The sequence below is a fragment of the Xanthomonas sp. NCPPB 1754 genome, assembly GCF_041475725.2.
Taxonomy (GTDB): domain Bacteria; phylum Pseudomonadota; class Gammaproteobacteria; order Xanthomonadales; family Xanthomonadaceae; genus Xanthomonas; species Xanthomonas euvesicatoria.
In genome coordinates, this window is record NZ_CM192982.1 from 4848088 (window position 1) to 4864014 (window position 15927).

Annotated in this window: 14 protein-coding genes; 6 read left to right on the forward strand and 8 right to left on the reverse strand. The window is 66.3% G+C overall.

The annotated features are described in order from the left end of the window. Nucleotides 1-91: 91 nt before the first annotated feature. The 4 genes from tatC to ACCQ15_RS20815 form a co-directional block, all read right to left on the reverse strand. Complete coding sequence (gene tatC / locus ACCQ15_RS20800; protein ID WP_005923115.1) at nucleotides 92-829, reverse strand: twin-arginine translocase subunit TatC; 738 nt, start codon at nucleotides 827-829, stop codon at nucleotides 92-94. Further along, nucleotides 826-1452 (reverse strand): Sec-independent protein translocase protein TatB, encoded by a 627-nt coding sequence (tatB, locus tag ACCQ15_RS20805; RefSeq protein WP_008577765.1) that lies wholly within the window; start codon nucleotides 1450-1452, stop codon nucleotides 826-828. The genes tatC and tatB overlap by 4 nt, the downstream gene beginning before the upstream one ends. Before the next feature lie 15 nt (nucleotides 1453-1467). After that, nucleotides 1468-1695, reverse strand: coding sequence for a Sec-independent protein translocase subunit TatA (tatA, locus tag ACCQ15_RS20810; protein ID WP_003484969.1), 228 nt, complete (start codon nucleotides 1693-1695; stop codon nucleotides 1468-1470). 72 nt (nucleotides 1696-1767) lie between these two features. Then, nucleotides 1768-2676: a lipid-binding SYLF domain-containing protein gene (locus ACCQ15_RS20815; protein ID WP_011349078.1), complete on the reverse strand. Its 909-nt coding sequence runs from the start codon at nucleotides 2674-2676 to the stop codon at nucleotides 1768-1770. A gap of 153 nt (nucleotides 2677-2829) precedes the next feature. Here ACCQ15_RS20815 and hemH point away from each other — a divergent pair, with 153 nt between their 5' ends. The 3 genes from hemH to ACCQ15_RS20830 are packed head-to-tail and all read left to right on the forward strand — an operon-like array spanning nucleotide 2830 to nucleotide 4974. Next, the gene (gene hemH / locus ACCQ15_RS20820) at nucleotides 2830-3795 is read left to right on the forward strand and encodes a ferrochelatase (RefSeq protein WP_372381024.1); all 966 of its coding nucleotides are present in this window, start codon (nucleotides 2830-2832) and stop codon (nucleotides 3793-3795) included. Between the two features lie 2 nt (nucleotides 3796-3797). Beyond that, nucleotides 3798-4658: an alpha/beta fold hydrolase gene (locus tag ACCQ15_RS20825; RefSeq protein WP_372381593.1), complete on the forward strand. Its 861-nt coding sequence runs from the start codon at nucleotides 3798-3800 to the stop codon at nucleotides 4656-4658. A 7-nt stretch (nucleotides 4659-4665) separates the two neighbouring features. Beyond that, a complete protein-coding gene (locus ACCQ15_RS20830) occupies nucleotides 4666-4974 on the forward strand; it encodes a hypothetical protein (RefSeq protein WP_051876470.1) in 309 nt (102 codons plus the stop codon). Nucleotides 4975-5103: 129 nt separating this feature from the next. Here the strand turns inward: ACCQ15_RS20830 and ACCQ15_RS20835 are convergent, their stop codons facing one another. The 3 genes from ACCQ15_RS20835 to ttcA all read right to left on the reverse strand — a co-directional run bounded on the left by ACCQ15_RS20835 (nucleotide 5104) and on the right by ttcA (nucleotide 8338). Further along, nucleotides 5104-5889 carry a YgjP family zinc-dependent metalloprotease gene (locus ACCQ15_RS20835; protein ID WP_008577754.1) on the reverse strand — a complete coding sequence of 262 codons (786 nt, stop codon included), beginning with the start codon at nucleotides 5887-5889 and terminating at the stop codon, nucleotides 5104-5106. A gap of 562 nt (nucleotides 5890-6451) precedes the next feature. After that, the gene (locus ACCQ15_RS20840; RefSeq protein WP_008577753.1) at nucleotides 6452-7357 is read right to left on the reverse strand and encodes a recombination-associated protein RdgC; all 906 of its coding nucleotides are present in this window, start codon (nucleotides 7355-7357) and stop codon (nucleotides 6452-6454) included. 63 nt (nucleotides 7358-7420) lie between these two features. Then, nucleotides 7421-8338 (reverse strand): tRNA 2-thiocytidine(32) synthetase TtcA, encoded by a 918-nt coding sequence (gene ttcA, locus ACCQ15_RS20845; protein ID WP_071117341.1) that lies wholly within the window; start codon nucleotides 8336-8338, stop codon nucleotides 7421-7423. Nucleotides 8339-8961: 623 nt separating this feature from the next. Between ttcA and xylA the strand changes: the two genes are divergently transcribed. Next, nucleotides 8962-10299 carry a xylose isomerase gene (gene xylA, locus ACCQ15_RS20850; RefSeq protein ID WP_014091471.1) on the forward strand — a complete coding sequence of 446 codons (1338 nt, stop codon included), beginning with the start codon at nucleotides 8962-8964 and terminating at the stop codon, nucleotides 10297-10299. Between the two features lie 212 nt (nucleotides 10300-10511). Here the strand turns inward: xylA and ACCQ15_RS20855 are convergent, their stop codons facing one another. Then, nucleotides 10512-11585 carry a LacI family DNA-binding transcriptional regulator gene (locus ACCQ15_RS20855; RefSeq protein WP_014091472.1) on the reverse strand — a complete coding sequence of 358 codons (1074 nt, stop codon included), beginning with the start codon at nucleotides 11583-11585 and terminating at the stop codon, nucleotides 10512-10514. A gap of 176 nt (nucleotides 11586-11761) precedes the next feature. Here ACCQ15_RS20855 and ACCQ15_RS20860 point away from each other — a divergent pair, with 176 nt between their 5' ends. After that, on the forward strand, nucleotides 11762-13957 hold the full coding sequence (locus ACCQ15_RS20860) for an alpha-glucuronidase family glycosyl hydrolase (RefSeq protein ID WP_372381594.1): 2196 nt from the start codon (nucleotides 11762-11764) through the stop codon (nucleotides 13955-13957). After that, nucleotides 13954-15924, forward strand: coding sequence for a sialate O-acetylesterase (locus ACCQ15_RS20865; protein ID WP_372381025.1), 1971 nt, complete (start codon nucleotides 13954-13956; stop codon nucleotides 15922-15924). Before ACCQ15_RS20860 ends, ACCQ15_RS20865 begins: the two co-directional genes overlap by 4 nt. Nucleotides 15925-15927 lie beyond the last annotated feature (3 nt).

Here is a 15927-nt window from a genome sequence, read left to right on the forward strand (position 1 = left end):
CGTCCGGGGCGACGCCGCGCAGCGACGCATGTGCCCGAAGACGACCGCACCGCGCACCTGCATGGCGGCGCGCTTGGGTGCAGCGACGGCACTAGGCGCTCTTCGGCGCCACCGCACGCGAAGCCATGATGCCCAGCTCGTAGAGCAGGCACATCGGGATGGCCAGCATCAGCTGCGATACGACGTCTGGCGGGGTGAGCACGGCGGCCAGGATGAAGATGCCGACGATGGCGTAGCCACGGCCTTCGCTGAGCTGCTTGGGGCTGACCCAGCCCAGCAGCACCAGGATCACCAAGGCCACCGGCAGTTCGAAACTCGCGCCGAAGGCGAAGAAAATGGCCAGCACGAAATCCAGGTACGAATTGGCATCCGGGGTAATTGCGATCACGTCTGGCTTGAACGTGGTCAGGAAGTGGAACACCGCCGGCAACACCAGGAAATAGGCGAACGCGCAGCCGATATAGAACAGCGCCACCGCCGACGCCAGCAGCGGAAATGCCAGCTTCTTTTCGCGCTGGTACAACCCCGGCGCCACGAACGCCCAGGCCTGATACAACAGCCACGGCACGCTGAAGAACACCGCCACGAAGAAGGTCAGCTTGAGCGGGGCGAAGAACGCGCCGGCCGGATTCATCGCGATCATCGTCTGCCCCAGCGGCAGTTGCGAGATCAGCGGTGCGGCCAGCCACGAATAGATCGCCCGCGAAAACGGCAGCAGCGCCAGCAACACCACGCCCAGACCGATCAGCGCGCGGACCAGGCGGGCGCGTAATTCGACCAGATGCTCGATCAGACTGCTTTCGGCCTGTGCGTCGTCGAACAGGCTCACGGCTGTTTCTCCTGGAGTTTGGCTGGCGCGCCCGGCGTCCACGCGGCCGGTGTGCCCGCATCGACTGGCGCAACGGCGACCGGCTCGGGCGCGCTGGCAAGATGCGCGGCATGCGGCGCGGGCACTATCGTGTCGTGCGGAGCCGGAACCAGGGTTTGATGCGGCGCTGGCGCAATGGGTTGAGCCTGCGCAATCACCGGCGCGGTATGTGCAGCTCCAGCCGCATCGGTTACGCCGGCTGTTGCATCCACATCGGGGCTGGCAGACAAATCCGCATGGGCCAGTTCCAGCGGCGTTGCCACCGGCGTGGCGCTGGCGCGGATGTCGATATCGCGACTGACGTCGTCATGCAGCGTGCGGGCGCCCTGCTCGACCTGCTGCTGCGTGTTGCGCAGCTGGTCTTCGGCCTCGCGCAGCGAGGCCTGCACGTCCTGCAGGCTGCGCTTGAGCTCTTCGGCCTCGAGTTCGCGTTCGAGTTCCTGCTTGACAGAATCCCACTGCATTCGGGCACGGCGCACCCACAATCCGGCAAATCGGGCCGCCTTGGGCAAACGCTCGGGGCCGAGCACCACCAGGGCGACGACCGCAATGAGCGTCAGTTCGCCAACACCTATGTCAAACACCGACGCCGCTCCGGATCAGCGCGCGTCGCGGTCGCGTTCGGCCTGCGCCTCACGCGCCTGCTCGGCAGTGCGGGAGTCGTCGCCGAGCTTGCCGGCCGGCTTGTCGTCGTCGTGCATGCCTTTCTTGAATTCCTTGACCGCGCTGCCGAGATCCTTGGCACCGCTGGTGAGCCGCTTGGTACCGAACACCAGCAACACGATCACCAGCACGATCAGCCAGTGCCAAATGCTGAAACCGCCCATGATCTGCTCGCTTGCTTGAAAGATGGAACGCGCAGGATACCCCAGCGCACCGCGCAGGGGGATGACAGTGCGTTAGCGGTTGCCGTCCAGTGATTCGGTGCGGATTTCACCCTCCGATACCGGCTGAAAACCCTGCTGGGCGGGCGGCGTGGTGCTGGGCTGCATCGGCACGGTACTGGCTTCGCTGCCCGGCGGCGGCACATTGGCCGGTTGCTGTGCCTGCACCGGCGGCGGGGTCTGCGGACGCGGTGCCGGCGGCGCGCCATCGGCGGCGGCATCGGTGCTGCGATTGGCGCGCGCGGTGTAGGTCGCCTCTTCCAGCCTGTCGCGGAAAGCGATCACATCGGTGGACGGGCGCTCGTTGGTGCGGCCTTCGAAAATCATGCGCGGAGTCGCGCCGCTGCCGTAGGCATTGAGGTCGGCGGCATCGTCGATCTGCAGCACCGCACCGTCCAGCGCCACGCCGGCGAACAGGCCGCGGGCACGCGACCACGACCAGATTTCGGCCTTGAGCTGGCCGTCGGTCGCCGCGGCGGCGTTGCGCCCGACCGGACCTGCGGCCACGCCGGCGTCGGCGCCAAGGGTGAACTTGCCGTTGACGATGTTGTCCAGGCTGCGGTCGTTGCGGAACACCAGCACCACGTCGGAGGACTGCACGCCGGCCTGGAAGCCGATGCTGCCGCCGGTGAGCTTGACGAACACCGGTTGCGACCAGCTGCCGTCGGGATTCTTCATCGACATCAGGCCGTGGCCGCGACGGCCGCCGATCACCAGACCGGCCTTGAGCGTGTCGGGAATGACCACGATGGCGCGCGCCTCGTCGAGCAGTTTGTCCGGAATGGCCTGCTCGGGGATCTTCATGATCTCGGTGAGCACACGCACCGCATTGCGTGCGCGCTGGTCTTCTTCCGGGCCGGCGACGGCATGGCCGGCGACCAACGTCAGCGACAACAACAGGGCCAGGCGCGACAAACGAGGCATGACAAGCTCCAAGGAAGAATCCGTCAAAGATAGCAATGCCGCGACGTTAGTGCCGGCGCAATGAATCGGTGGTGAGCGCAACCGGCGTGGAAGAGGCGGCCGATCGCAGCGATCGTTGCGCTGCTGTCGGCAGCGGTGCCCGGCTCTGCCAGAATGGTGCGCATGAACACGACACCCGATACCGCCCTGCTGGTCGTCAACCTGGGCACTCCCGAATCGCCGACCGCCCCGGCCGTGCGCCGCTACCTGGCCGAGTTCCTCAGCGACCGCCGCGTGGTCGCGATTCCGCCACTGTTCTGGAAGCCGCTGCTGTACGGGGTGATCCTGCCGATCCGCGGGCCGAAATCGGCCGAAAAATACGCCAAAGTGTGGTTGCCGGAGGGCTCGCCGCTGGCGGTCTACACGCGCCGCCTGGCCGACGGCCTGCAAGCGGTGATGCCCGACTGGCATGTGGAATGGGCCATGCGCTACGGCGAGCCGGCCTTGCGCAAGACGCTGGACGGGCTGCGCGCGCGCGGCATCAGGCGCATCGTGGTGCTGCCGCTGTATCCGCAGTATTCCACCACCACCACCGCCTCGATCCAGGATGTGGTGGAGGCATGGCGCACCAGCGCGCCGGAGATCGCGGTGGAGGTGATCCAGGACTACTGCGAGGACGCCGGCTGGGTGGCCGCGATCGCCGAGTCGATTCGCGCGCACTGGCAGGTGCATGGGCGCAGCGACAAGTTGATGTTTTCCTTCCACGGCCTGCCGCAGCGCGTGGCCAATGCCGGCGACCCGTATCCGCAGCAGTGCGAACGCAGCGCGCAGGCGATTGTGGCAGCGCTGGGGCTGGGCGCGGACGAGTGGCAGATGGGCTATCAGTCGCGCTTCGGCGCCGAACGCTGGCTGCAGCCGTACGCCGAACCCACGCTGTGGGCATTGGCCGAAGGCGGCGTGCGCAGCTTCGACCTGGTCTGCCCGGGCTTTGCCACCGACTGTCTGGAAACGCTGGAAGAAGTGGCGCTGGGTTTTGCCGAAACGCTGGCCGAACGTGGTGCCACGCTCAGCTACATCCCCTGCCTCAACGCCAGCGATGCGCATGCGCACGCGCTGGCCGCCGTGGCGCGCCGCGCGTGAAGTTGGAGCCGTTTGCGTGCGACCTGGCCATCGGCCGGGTCACCGGATTGCGCAACCAAGATCGCGGCCCGCGCCGGGTGCTGGCCTTGCATGGCTGGCTGGACAACGCGGCCAGCTTCGTGCCGCTGAGCGCGCATCTGCACGCGCAGGAGCTGGATCTGGTGCTGCTGGATTTGCCCGGCCATGGCCACAGCGCTTGGCTGCCGACAGGCGCCGAATACACGCTCAGCAGCGCGATCGCCATGTTGTTGCAGGTCGCCGATGCCCTGGGCTGGGAGCGCTTCACCGTGCTCGGCCACTCGATGGGCGGCGGCATTGCCAGCCTGCTGGCCGCCGCTGCGCCCGAACGCGTGGAGGCCTTGATCGCCATCGAGGCGCTGGGCGCCCTGGCCGAGCCCGTGGAAAGCACTGCCACACGCCTGCGCGATGCAGTGGCCTCGGCACGTACGCTGGCAGAGCGGCCGCTGCGGGTGTTTCCGTCAATGGAAATGCCGGTACGCGCGCGCATGATGGCCAACCAACTCACCGAACCGGCTGCACGGCTGCTGGTCGAACGCAGCGTACGCGTGGTGGAAGGTGGCTACAGCTGGTGCAGCGATCCGCGCCTGACCCTGCCCACCGCCATCCGCGTGACCGAAGCGCAGATCGACGTGCTGCTGGCCTCCATCGCCTGCCCCGCCCAGGCGATCTTCGCCACGCCCGCCCAGGCGTATTTCCCGGAAGCATTGCGCGACCACCGCGTGGCGATGATGCGCGACGCACGCCTGCAGCTGCTGCCCGGCACGCACCACGTGCATATGGAAGCGCCGGAAGCAGTCGCGGCGGTGATCAACGGCTTCTTGGATGGTGTGCGTCACGCGTGATACGCAGATGCCAATCGCGCAGGTGAACGTGGCAGATGCCGCCCGTGTCGTGGGCGCACTCGAATCCTTCGATCGGTGGCATGCGCCGTGGACCTTCATCCAGGCGGTGCGCGCCGCTGCCCACCTGGATGCGGGCGATCGCGTCCTGTTGGAGCAGGCATGGGCAGCGGCGTGTCACGCCGACCACTGGATGTCGGCGCGCACCCTGGACGCAGGCGCTGCGGCTGCAGAACACGCCGTGTCAAAACGCTTTGCCTGGCTGTCGCCGCTGGCCTGCCGGCAACTTGCCCGGGCTGCCTCCTACGCGTGGCGCTAGCGGCGTCTTCGCTGCAGCGTTGACCACTCGCCGGTGCCGGCCGCACCGATCGCCTGTTGCTGTTGCCGCACCCGTAGCTGCACCACTGTCGCGAAAGGCACGTCATCGCAGCCGCGCGCTACGCCTGCGTCACTGCACGTGCAGCAACCGGCGCAGTTGCGCCTTGAGCTGGCGGCCGTGTTCGTGGAAGTAACTGCGTTCCTCGCGCCAAGTGGGAAAACGTTGCTCCACTTCGGCCCAGAACGCAGGCGAGTGGTTGGCCTGCACCAGGTGGCAGAGCTCGTGCACCAGCACGTATTCGAACGCGGAAGGGCGACCAAGCACCAGCGCCAGGTCCAACGCCATCGAGCCATCCGGTGCGAGCGAGCCCCACTGCGAGGACATCACCTTCAGCCGCAGTCGCGCCGGTGCGCGCGGCAGGCCGGGCAGATAACCCGGCAACCAGCGGCCGACATCGGCGCGCGCCTGCGCTTCGTAGAATTCCTTCAAGGTGCGGCGCAGGCCGGCATCGCCCAGGCGGGTGGGCACATGGAACTGCGCCCCGTCGTCGGTGATATCGATGCGTGCATAGCGCCCTTCGTGCCAGCTCAACGGCAGCAACGCACCGCGCAATGGCAGCTGCCCGGGCACGCCACGCTCAAGCGCAGGAAACGCATCGACCTGCTGATACCGCGACAGCTGCGTGGTCAGCCAGTCCAGATGCGCATGCAGAAACCGTTCGCCGGACATCAGGCTTGCGCGCAGCGGCAAGGTCAGCCGTGCGCCGCGCTCGTCGACGCTGAGTTTGATGCGTCGCGCACGCGGATCGCGCACGCGCAGCACTGCGATGTCGCGGCCGTCCAGCTGCACGTGCACGCAGTCGCGTTCGACAACCTGCGAGGGCGGAACAATCAGGCGGCGGACGGGCTTGAACATTCGCACAGGATACCGCCGCGATGTGTCAGGCGGTGAGACGCATCGATTGCCGCACTCGGTGACTGCCAGACCGTGATCGGCGTCGTCCCTGGAAGCGATTGGCCAACCGATGGATCAGTGGTGGGGCAGCTGTTCTGCAACGTTGCTGCCGGGCCCTTGTCCGCCACCGCGCAGGACACATCGCACGTATGTCCTTCACGAGAGCAGCGGAAGAACGCTTTGGTGCGGTGTTCTCAACGCCTGCGGGACTTTTGGCGGCATGGATGCCGCCATCGAATCCCCAGCGACGGGTTCACGGCGTGTCCCGCGACGGCGGGCAGGCAAGGACTCGTCGAGTTGGCCGGTGTGCAGGGCCTTCACTAAAACGATCCGCACCTTGTCTGGTGCGGTGTCCTTGCCGCTTGCGGGACCGTGTGGCGACATGGATGTCGCCGCCGAGCCTCCACGGATGGATTCACGGCGTGTCCCGCGTGTGGCGAGGGCACCGCGCCCTCGACGCACCGAAAGCGTTTGATTCGCGCCACGCATCGCGCCTCAACGCCGCCACCGTCCGACGTTCCGGTTACTCGGCCTTGCTCAACTTCAACGCGGTTTCTAGCAACAGGAACAGCCGGCGGATTTCCGCGCTCATCAACGCAAAGCGTGCGTCGAGTTCGGCACGTGCGCCATCGTCTTCGCTGTGTTCGAGCTGATCCAGGGCGCCGTCGAGGAACTTGAGCTTGCGGATCACCAGATCGTCGCCGAGCACGAACGACAGATTGTCGTCCAGCACCAGCGCCAGCTTGGTGACCTGCTTGCCGGCTTCCAGGTGTTTGTCGATCTCGTCGCCGCGCAGTTCCTGGTGCTGGCACTTGACCACCGCGCCGCCTTCGATGGGGTCCTTCATCTCGCACTCTTCGCCCAGGCTCAGGCCTTCGGGCAAGGGTTCGCCGGCGATCCAGCCGGTGAGGATGGCGCGCGGGGCCACTTCGGCATTGAGCGGCAGCGCCGGGAAGCTGCCGAGCGCGCCACGGATCTCGCTCATCACGTTCTCGCCGCTCTTGCGGCTGGAGCTGTTGACCGCGATGTAGCCGTGCTGCAGGTCCAGGATGGCGTCGGTGCGCGAGCTCTTGACGAAGGCGCGCGGCAGCAACTCATGGATCAAATCGTCCTTGAGGCGCTTGCGTGCCTTGCCACCGGGGCGGCGGCCTTCCTTTTCCTCGATCTCGGCCACCTTGCGCTCGAGCAGGTCGTTGACCACCGCGCCGGGCAGGATCTTGTCCTCGCCGCCGACGGTGAGCCACAGAAAATCTTCCAGACGGTGCGAGAGCACTTCCTGCTCGTCGCGGCCGAACGGGGAAATGAAACCGCGCGAGCTCATTTCCAGCGGGCCGACCGGCTTGAGCTGCACCGGCGGCAGCAAGGTGTCGATCTCGGAGAAATCCAGGGTGGTGGGAAAGCGGAACAGGGTGAGGTTGCGAAAGAACATGCGTTGGACCGAATGAAGAAAAACGTGGAGGGTGGAAGACTGCCGGCAGCCGGAGCGGCGGCGTCAGTCGCTGTCGTGGGTGGCGTGGCTGGCGGACAGCCACGCGCTGGGATCGGGATCAACATCGCTCGGCGCATCGCCGCTGCGGCCCAGCGCCAGGAAATCGAACAACGTGCGATCGGCCAATTGCTCGGGGCGGACATCGCCCAAGGCGCGGGCGATCTGCTCCACGCGGCCGGGGAACTCGCGGTCCCATTGCTGCAACAGCTTGCCGACCTGCTGGCGCTGCAGGTTTTCCTGGCTGCCGCACAGGTTGCACGGAATGATCGGGAACTGCCGCGCCTGCGCGTACGCCGCGATGTCGGCTTCGCGCACATAGGCCAGCGGGCGGATCACCACATGCGCGCCGTCGTCGCTGCGTAGCTTGGGCGCCATCGCCGCCAGCCGCGCGTGGTGAAACAGGTTCATGAAGAAGGTGGCCACGATGTCGTCGCAGTGATGGCCGAGCGCGATCTTGGTCACGCCATGCGTCTGCGCGTAGGCATACAGCGCGCCGCGCCGCAGCCGCGAGCACAGCGAACACATCGTCTTGCCGGCCGGAATCACCCGGCTGACCACCGAATAGGTGTCCTGCTCGACGATATCGAACGGCACCCCCAGCCCGCGCAGGTAGGCCGGCAGCACATGGGCGGGAAAGTCGGGCTGTTTCTGGTCCAGGTTGACCGCCACCAGGCTGAACGGCACCGGCGCCTTGCGCTGCAACTGCAGCAGCATGTCCAACAAGGTGTAGCTGTCCTTGCCGCCGGACAGACAGACCATGACCTTGTCGCCGGGTGCGATCATGCCGAAATCGGCAATCGCCTGGCCGACCTGGCGCTGCAGGCGTTTGCCCAGGCGCAGCTGTTCGCGCTGCAACCGCTGGCGCGGGTCGCGCGGTGCGGGGTCGGCCAGGGGTTGCGGCAGCGGCAGGACAGCGGTCATAAGCCGGCTATTGTAGCTGCCGGGGGCTGGCAGGCGACGGGGTTGGCTGCGCGCGGGGGTGGCACGCCGACACGCAGCCCTTGTGACGCATTGGACGTTGACGCGGCAGCGGCACCGACGGCTGCAATGGCGCCGGTCGAGGCAGACCTGTTGCCTGGACATGGTGTCCTGCGGCCGTTGCAAGGTAACCACGTGCCGGCAGCCCGGGTTTTTGTCCGCAGATGCATGCAGTCGTCAGCGTGCAATGCGCACGGTAGCTGCGCGCATTGTTGCTTGCGGGCCGCCTCCATTGACCCGCGTTGCCTGGTGCGGTGCCACAGCACAGCTCGTATCTCGCAGCGCAGCAAGCCTTTCTGCGGCAGGCTCGGTACAGTCGGCAGGTCGCTTGACCCGGGACCGGCATGGCATCTTCAGCTTCGCTACAACGCGCGGCTTTTTTCAGTCGCAGTTGTGGTAGCGCTAACATTTTCTGGCTGGATGCCGATGGCAGTCGCGCGGACGCATCGGTTGCCGGTGCCATGCGCGCTGCGCAACGCGTAAGTGGCCATGGCCTGTGCGCTGATGCCGATGTCCCGGTGTAACGCTTTCCTTCTCTTCCCTCCCCTGCTGCAGGAGTTCACCCCATGAGCAACACCGTGTACATCGGCGCGAAAGAATATTTCCCCGGCATCGGCAAGATCGGTTTCGAAGGCCGCGATTCGGACAACCCGCTCGCGTTCAAGGTCTACGACGCCAACAAAACCATCGGCGACAAGACCATGGCCGAGCATCTGCGCTTTGCCGTGGCCTACTGGCACAGCTTCTGCGGCAATGGCGCCGACCCGTTCGGCCCGGGCACGCGGGCGTATCCGTGGGATGCGGGCACTACCGCGTTGAACCGTGCCGAAGCCAAGGCCGATGCGGCGTTCGAGTTCTTCACCAAGCTCGGCGTGCCCTACTACTGCTTCCACGACATCGACCTGGCACCGGATGCCGACGACATCGGCGAGTACGAAAAGAATCTCAAACACATGGTGGGCATCGCCAAGCAGCGTCAGGCCGACACCGGCATCAAGCTGTTGTGGGGCACGGCCAACCTGTTCTCGCATCCGCGCTACATGAATGGTGCATCGACCAACCCGGACTTCAATGTCGTGGCGCGTGCGGCGGTGCAGGTCAAGGCCGCGATCGATGCGACCGTTGAACTCGGTGGCGAGAACTACGTGTTCTGGGGCGGCCGCGAAGGCTATGCCTGCCTGCACAACACGCAGATGAAGCGCGAGCAGGACAACATGGCGCGCTTCCTCACCCTGGCACGTGATTACGGCCGTGCGATTGGCTTCAAGGGCAATTTCCTGATCGAGCCCAAGCCCATGGAGCCGATGAAGCACCAGTACGATTTCGATAGCGCCACGGTGATCGGCTTCCTGCGCCAGCATGGCCTGGACAAAGACTTCAAGCTCAACATCGAGGCCAACCACGCCACGCTGTCGGGCCATAGCTTCGAGCATGACCTGCAGGTGGCATCCGATGCCGGCCTGCTCGGCAGCATCGACGCCAACCGCGGCAACCCGCAGAACGGCTGGGACACCGACCAGTTCCCGACCGATCTGTACGACACCGTCGGCGCGATGCTGGTGGTACTGCGGCAGGGTGGTCTGGCACCGGGCGGCCTGAACTTCGATGCCAAGGTGCGTCGCGAATCGTCCGACCCGCAGGACCTGTTCCTGGCCCACATCGGCGGCATGGACGCGTTCGCACGCGGGCTGGAAGTGGCCAACGCGCTGCTGACCGCCTCGCCGCTGGAACAGTGGCGCGCCGAGCGTTACGCCAGCTTCGACAGCGGCGCCGGCGCGGACTTTGCCGCAGGCAAGACCACGCTGGCCGATCTGGCCAAGCATGCAGCCGGCAATGCGCCCCAGCAGCTCAGCGGCCGCCAGGAAGCGTATGAAAACCTGATCAATCAGTATCTGACGCGTTGAGCATTGCCACTGCACGCGCTTCGCCTCACCTGGCGCGTGCAATGACCGTCTGCATTGCGACGGTGGGCCAGCTACCACTGCGGCGGCCAGCAATGGCTGCCAATGTGATGCGCGGTCACCAGAAACGTGAGCGCACACCGGCAATGCCGGTGTGTTGCATGCAAGCCTGCGAGGCGACCACATCCGGCTTGCGGCATGCAGGGGTCTGATCGCTACGTTGACTCGGCCGCATCGTCCGCTGTCGGTGCGGCCACCGAATCCCGCTTGACCAGCAGGTGCGCGACCACATGATCGACCATCCTTGCCGTACGCTCCTTGGCACGAATCGTCTTCAGCAAGATGTCCAGCGCGGCATCGGCCATGGCGGCGATGGGCTGCTGCACGGTGGTGATTTCGGGCCACACCGCAGTGGCGGCAGAGGTGTCGTCGAACCCGACCACCGACAGATCGCGCGGCACATCCAGCCCACGCCGGTGCGCGACCGAGATTGCCGCGGCGGCCATGTCGTCGTTGCTGGCGAAGATGGCGCTGGGGCGACGTTTGCGCGCCAGCAATTTTTCCGCGGCAACCAGCCCGGATTTGTAGGTGTAGTCGCCCGGCTGCACCAGGTGCCGATCCAGGCGCAGACCGGCGTCGGCCAGCGCCGCCTGAAAGCCTTCGAAGCGCCGCGTGCTGGCCGACAGGTTCGGATGCCCGGCGATGTAGCCGATGCGCGTATGCCCCTGTGCGATCAGGTGCTCGGTGATCTCTTTGGCAGCAGCGAATTCGTCGATGCGCACACACGCGACATCCGGGCTGAAATGGTTGGAGGCGATCGCCACTACCGGCACCTTGGCGCGCACCAATTCCAGCACTGCGGCCCTGGATTCGCACAAGGGCGGCGGCAGGATCACACCGGCAACGCCTTTGGCGAGCTTGCGCGCGGCCTTGCGTTCGGCATCGGCGTCCAGGTCGTCCCAGCAGTCGATCACCAGCTGGATCGACGTACGCGATGCCACCCGCAACACGCCCAGCAGCAACTCGCGCAGGTAGGCACCGCTGGGATCGCTGTAGATCAACGCAATCCGCGTGCTCTGCGCGGCCGCCAGTGCGCTGGCGGCAAGATTGGGCGTGTAGCCCAGCTTGTCGACCGCGCGCATGACCCGTTCGCGGGTGGCATCGCGCACGCTGCCGGTGTTGTTGACCACGCGCGAGACTGTCATCGGCGAGACCTTTGCCAGCGCTGCCACCTCGTCGATGGTGGTCGCGCGGCTGGTGCGGCGGACCGATTTCCTGACCTTCTCCAAGCGTGGCCTCTTCAAATGCGTGCGAAAGCTGCGGGATGCACGGGCGCTGCTGCGGTAACGCGGACGCCGGGTGCAGGTATGACGATGCGAGCCATGGTACCGGGAAGCAGGCAGAGCGGCGATATGCGCCTGCATGCGCCGGTGACGCTCGAGCATGCCGCATGAGCCGGTCTGCAATGCAGCGGCGCAACACGGGTGTCGGCGCATTTACGCTGCAGGCAGTGATGTGGGCGGCGCTGTTATGCAGTGGTCTGTTGATCGGCGCCAACGCGCATGCGGAGGATGGCTACGATCTATGGTTGCGCTACCAACCGCTGGCCAATGCCGCGCAATTGCGTGACAGTGCCAGTCAATTGGTCGTCGTTGGCGATTCGCCCACCCTGCATGCAGCACGCGATGAACTGGCGCGCGGCCTGCAGGGATTATTGGGACGCACACCGCCGCGCGTGGACGCGGTAACGCAAGATGGCGCCATCGTCTTGGGCGCCGCCAGCGCGCCACAGATTGCCGCCCTGAAGCTCGATACAGGCCAGTTGGGCCGCGACGGCTATCTGATTCGGAGCGCCGAGGTACATGGGCATCGCATCACCGCCATTGTCGGCGGCAGCGATCTCGGGGTGCTATACGGCACCTTCCACCTGTTGCGTCTGCTGCAGACCGGGCAATCGCTCGCAGCGCTGGATGTGCGCGCGTCGCCACGCTTGCAGCTGCGCATGCTCAATCATTGGGACAATCTCGATGGTCTGGTGGAACGTGGCTATGCCGGTGCGTCGCTGTGGAACTGGCAGGCGCTGCCTGGCTATCTGGATCCGCGTTACACCGACTACGCACGTGCCAATGCGTCGCTGGGCATCAATGGAACCGTGCTCAACAACGTCAACGCCAAGGCCTGGAGCCTGACGCCGCAATACCTCGACAAGGCGGCCGCCCTGGCGAAGGTGTTTCGTCCGTACGGGATTCGTGTGTTCCTCAGCGCGCGTTTCAGTGCACCGATCGAAATCGGTGGCCTGAAAACCGCCGACCCGCTGGACCCGCAGGTACGGCGCTGGTGGCGCGATACCGCCGACGCCATCTATGCGCGCATTCCGGATTTCGGCGGGTTCCTGGTCAAGGCCAACTCCGAAGGCCAGCCCGGCCCGCAGGACTATGGACGCAGCCACGCCGATGGCGCGAACCTGCTGGCCGATGCCCTGGCGCCGCACGGCGGGGTGGTGATGTGGCGCGCCTTCGTCTATTCGCATGAGCAACCGGACGACCGCGCCAAGCAGGCCTACAGCGAGTTCGTGCCGCTGGATGGCGCGTTTGCCGACAACGTGATCGTGCAGGTGAAAAACGGGGCCATCGACTTCCAGCCACGCGAGCCGTTTCACCCATTGTTCGGTGCGATGGGCAGGACGCCATTGATGCCGGAGTTTCAGATCACCAAGGAATATCTGGGCTTTTCCACCCATCTGGCCTATCTGGGCCCGCTGTTTTCCGAGACCTTGCAAGCCGACACCTATGCGCGCGGCAAGGGCTCGACCGTTGCAAAGACAGTGGATGGCAGCTTGTTCGCCGAGAGCAAACGCACACGGCTGACCGGGATCGCCGGTGTGGCCAATATCGGCGCCGATCGCAACTGGAGCGGCTCGATCTTCGATCAGGCCAACTGGTACGCGTACGGGCGGCTGGCGTGGGACCCGCAGCTGTCGCCGCAGGCCATTGCGCAGGAATGGACGCGCATGACCTTTTCCAACGATCCGGCAGTGGTCGAGCCGGTGGTCGGCATGATGCTGCGTTCGCGCGAGGCAGTGGTGGACTACATGACTCCGCTCGGTCTGCATCACCTGATGGGGCGCGGCCACCATTACGGCCCGGCGCCGTGGGATGCCGGCAGCGAACGTCCGGACTGGGATCCGGTGTATTACCACCGCGCCGACCGCAACGGGATCGGCTTCGACCGCAGCGCCAGCGGCAGCAATGCCGTTGCGCAATATGCGCCGCCGGTGGCGCGCGAGTTCGGCGATGTGCGGCGCGTGCCCGAGCCGTTGCTGCTGTGGTTCCATCATGTGCCGTGGGATCACCGCATGGCCTCCGGCAGACCGCTGTGGGACGAACTGGTGCGACGTTACGACCATGGCGTGGCCGAGGTCGCTGCGATGCGCACGACCTGGCAGCATCTGGCCGGCAAGATCGATGCACAGCGCTACCAGCAGGTCGCCGATTTTCTGGCGATCCAGCAAGGTGAGGCGCAGTGGTGGCGCGATGCCAGCATCGCTTATTTCCAGAGCGTGTCCGGGCGCCCGCTGCCTGCAGGCGTCAGCCCGCCGGCGCACCCGCTGGCGTATTACCAGGCACTGACATTTCCGTATGCACCGGGGAATCCGAAGTGAGCGCATGTCGCGTAAAGATATTGATCGGCACGCTGTCGGCGTTGCTGCTGCCGCAACTTGCGCGCGCCGCGGATGCGCCGCTGCTGCATCCGGTGTTTCAGGACCATGCGGTGCTGCAACGCGATGCGCCGATCCGCCTGTGGGGCGATGCGGCGCCGGGCACGCGTGTGACCGTGCAACTGGACAGTGCGCAGGTGCAGGCGCGCGCAGACCGGCAAGGTCACTGGGAGGCGCGCTTGCCCGCGCACGCCGGCGGCGGCCCGTACAGCCTGAAGGCCAGCACTGCCAACGGTGCGATGCAGCAGATCGATGACGTGCTGATCGGCGATGTCTGGCTGTGTTCGGGGCAATCGAACATGGAACTGCAGGTGCATCGCACGCTGGATTCGCGCAGCGAGATTGCCGATGCCGAGCACCCCAGCATCCGCATGTTCAAGGTGCCCGCGCAATCCAGCCCGACACCGCAACGCGGTTTCGGCGGCGCTGCAACCTGGCAGCGCACCACACCGGAGACGGTGAAGGACTTTTCGGCTGCCTGTTACTACTTCGCACGCGAGTTGCAGAAGAAGGTCGACGTGCCGATGGGGTTGATCAATGCGTCATGGGGCGGGTCGCAACTGCAGGCCTGGATCGGCGACAAGGCCCTGCGTGCGGCCGGCGACGATGGTCCGGCGCTGGATGTGCTGGCGCGCTATGCAACCGACCCGGTGGCGGCCGCACCGCGGTGGGCCGCGCTGTGGGAACGCTGGTGGCGTGCCCATGGCGAAGGCGAACCGTGGCAGCCGGATGCGCCTGGCCATTGGCAGGATGCGCCGCCGGCCTTGGGCGCATGGGACGACTGGGGCGTGCCGCAACTGGTCGGCTTCAACGGCATGGTCTGGTACCGCACCAGCGTCGAGCTGACCCCGGCACAGGCCGCACAGGACGCCTCGTTGCGACTCGGGCCGGTGGACGAACTGGACCAGACCTGGGTCAACGGACGCGGCGTGGGCAGCAGCTATGGCGCCGATCAACCACGTCGCTATGCGCTACCGCGCGGACTGCTGCATGCCGGGCGCAACAGCATCGTGCTCAATGTGCTCAATACCTATCGCCGCGGCGGGCTGCTGGGCGACGCGCCATCGCGCGCACTGCAATTTGCAGACGGCAGCACAGTGGCACTGGACGCGCCCTGGCAATACCGCATCGTGCCGCAGGCAGTGGGCACGCCACCGCGCGCACCGTGGTCGTCGGCCGCCGGGCTGACCACCTTGTACAACGGCATGATCGCGCCGCTGGAACACCTGGGCCTGCGCGGCGTGCTGTGGTACCAGGGCGAATCCAATACCGGCGATGCAGCGCGTTATCCGGCCTTGCTCACTGCCTGGCAGCGCGACTGGCGGCAGCGCTTCGGTGCAGGCCTGCCGTTGCTGGTGGTGCAGTTGGCCAATTACGGCGCACCGCCTACCCAGCCGACCGACAGCGGCTGGGCGCAATTGCGCGAGGCGCAGCGACGCTTTGTGGCCAGCGACGCGCACGCAGGATTGGCGGTGGCGATCGATATCGGCGACCGCTACGACATCCATCCGGCCAACAAGCAGGAGCTGGGCCGGCGCCTGGCGCGCGCGGCGCGGCATGTGGTGTATGGCGAGGCGATTGCGCCGTCCGGCCCGGTGCCGCGCAGCGTGCAGCGCGAGCGCGAGCGCGACAGCGTGCGCATCCGCTTCAATGACGTGGACACCACCTTGCTGAGCTATGGCAACGACGCACCGATCGGCTTCGAGCTGTGCGGCGAGGCGTCCGGCACTTGCCGCTATGCCAGCGCCACACTGCAGGGCCACGATGTCAGCGTGCGCATTCCGTCCGGCATGACCGCAACGCGCGTGCGCTACTGCTGGGCCGACAGCCCGGTGTGCACCTTGTACGACCGCAGCGGCCTGCCGGCCGGCCCGTTCGAACTTCCCATCACTGCCACCTCTTCCCCCTGAGCG

Excerpts from the sequence above, each read along its gene's own strand:
- tatA (WP_003484969.1), bottom strand. The coding sequence starts at position 1,695 with ATGGGCGGTTTCAGCATTTGGCACTGGCTGATCGTGCTGGTGATCGTG.
- ACCQ15_RS20815 (WP_011349078.1), bottom strand. The coding sequence starts at position 2,676 with ATGCCTCGTTTGTCGCGCCTGGCCCTGTTGTTGTCGCTGACGTTGGTC.
- hemH (WP_372381024.1), top strand. The coding sequence starts at position 2,830 with ATGGTGCGCATGAACACGACACCCGATACCGCCCTGCTGGTCGTCAAC.
- ACCQ15_RS20830 (WP_051876470.1), top strand. The coding sequence starts at position 4,666 with ATGCCAATCGCGCAGGTGAACGTGGCAGATGCCGCCCGTGTCGTGGGC.
- ACCQ15_RS20835 (WP_008577754.1), bottom strand. The coding sequence starts at position 5,889 with ATGTTCAAGCCCGTCCGCCGCCTGATTGTTCCGCCCTCGCAGGTTGTC.
- ACCQ15_RS20840 (WP_008577753.1), bottom strand. The coding sequence starts at position 7,357 with ATGTTCTTTCGCAACCTCACCCTGTTCCGCTTTCCCACCACCCTGGAT.
- ttcA (WP_071117341.1), bottom strand. The coding sequence starts at position 8,338 with ATGACCGCTGTCCTGCCGCTGCCGCAACCCCTGGCCGACCCCGCACCG.
- xylA (WP_014091471.1), top strand. The coding sequence starts at position 8,962 with ATGAGCAACACCGTGTACATCGGCGCGAAAGAATATTTCCCCGGCATC.
- ACCQ15_RS20860 (WP_372381594.1), top strand. The coding sequence starts at position 11,762 with ATGCAGCGGCGCAACACGGGTGTCGGCGCATTTACGCTGCAGGCAGTG.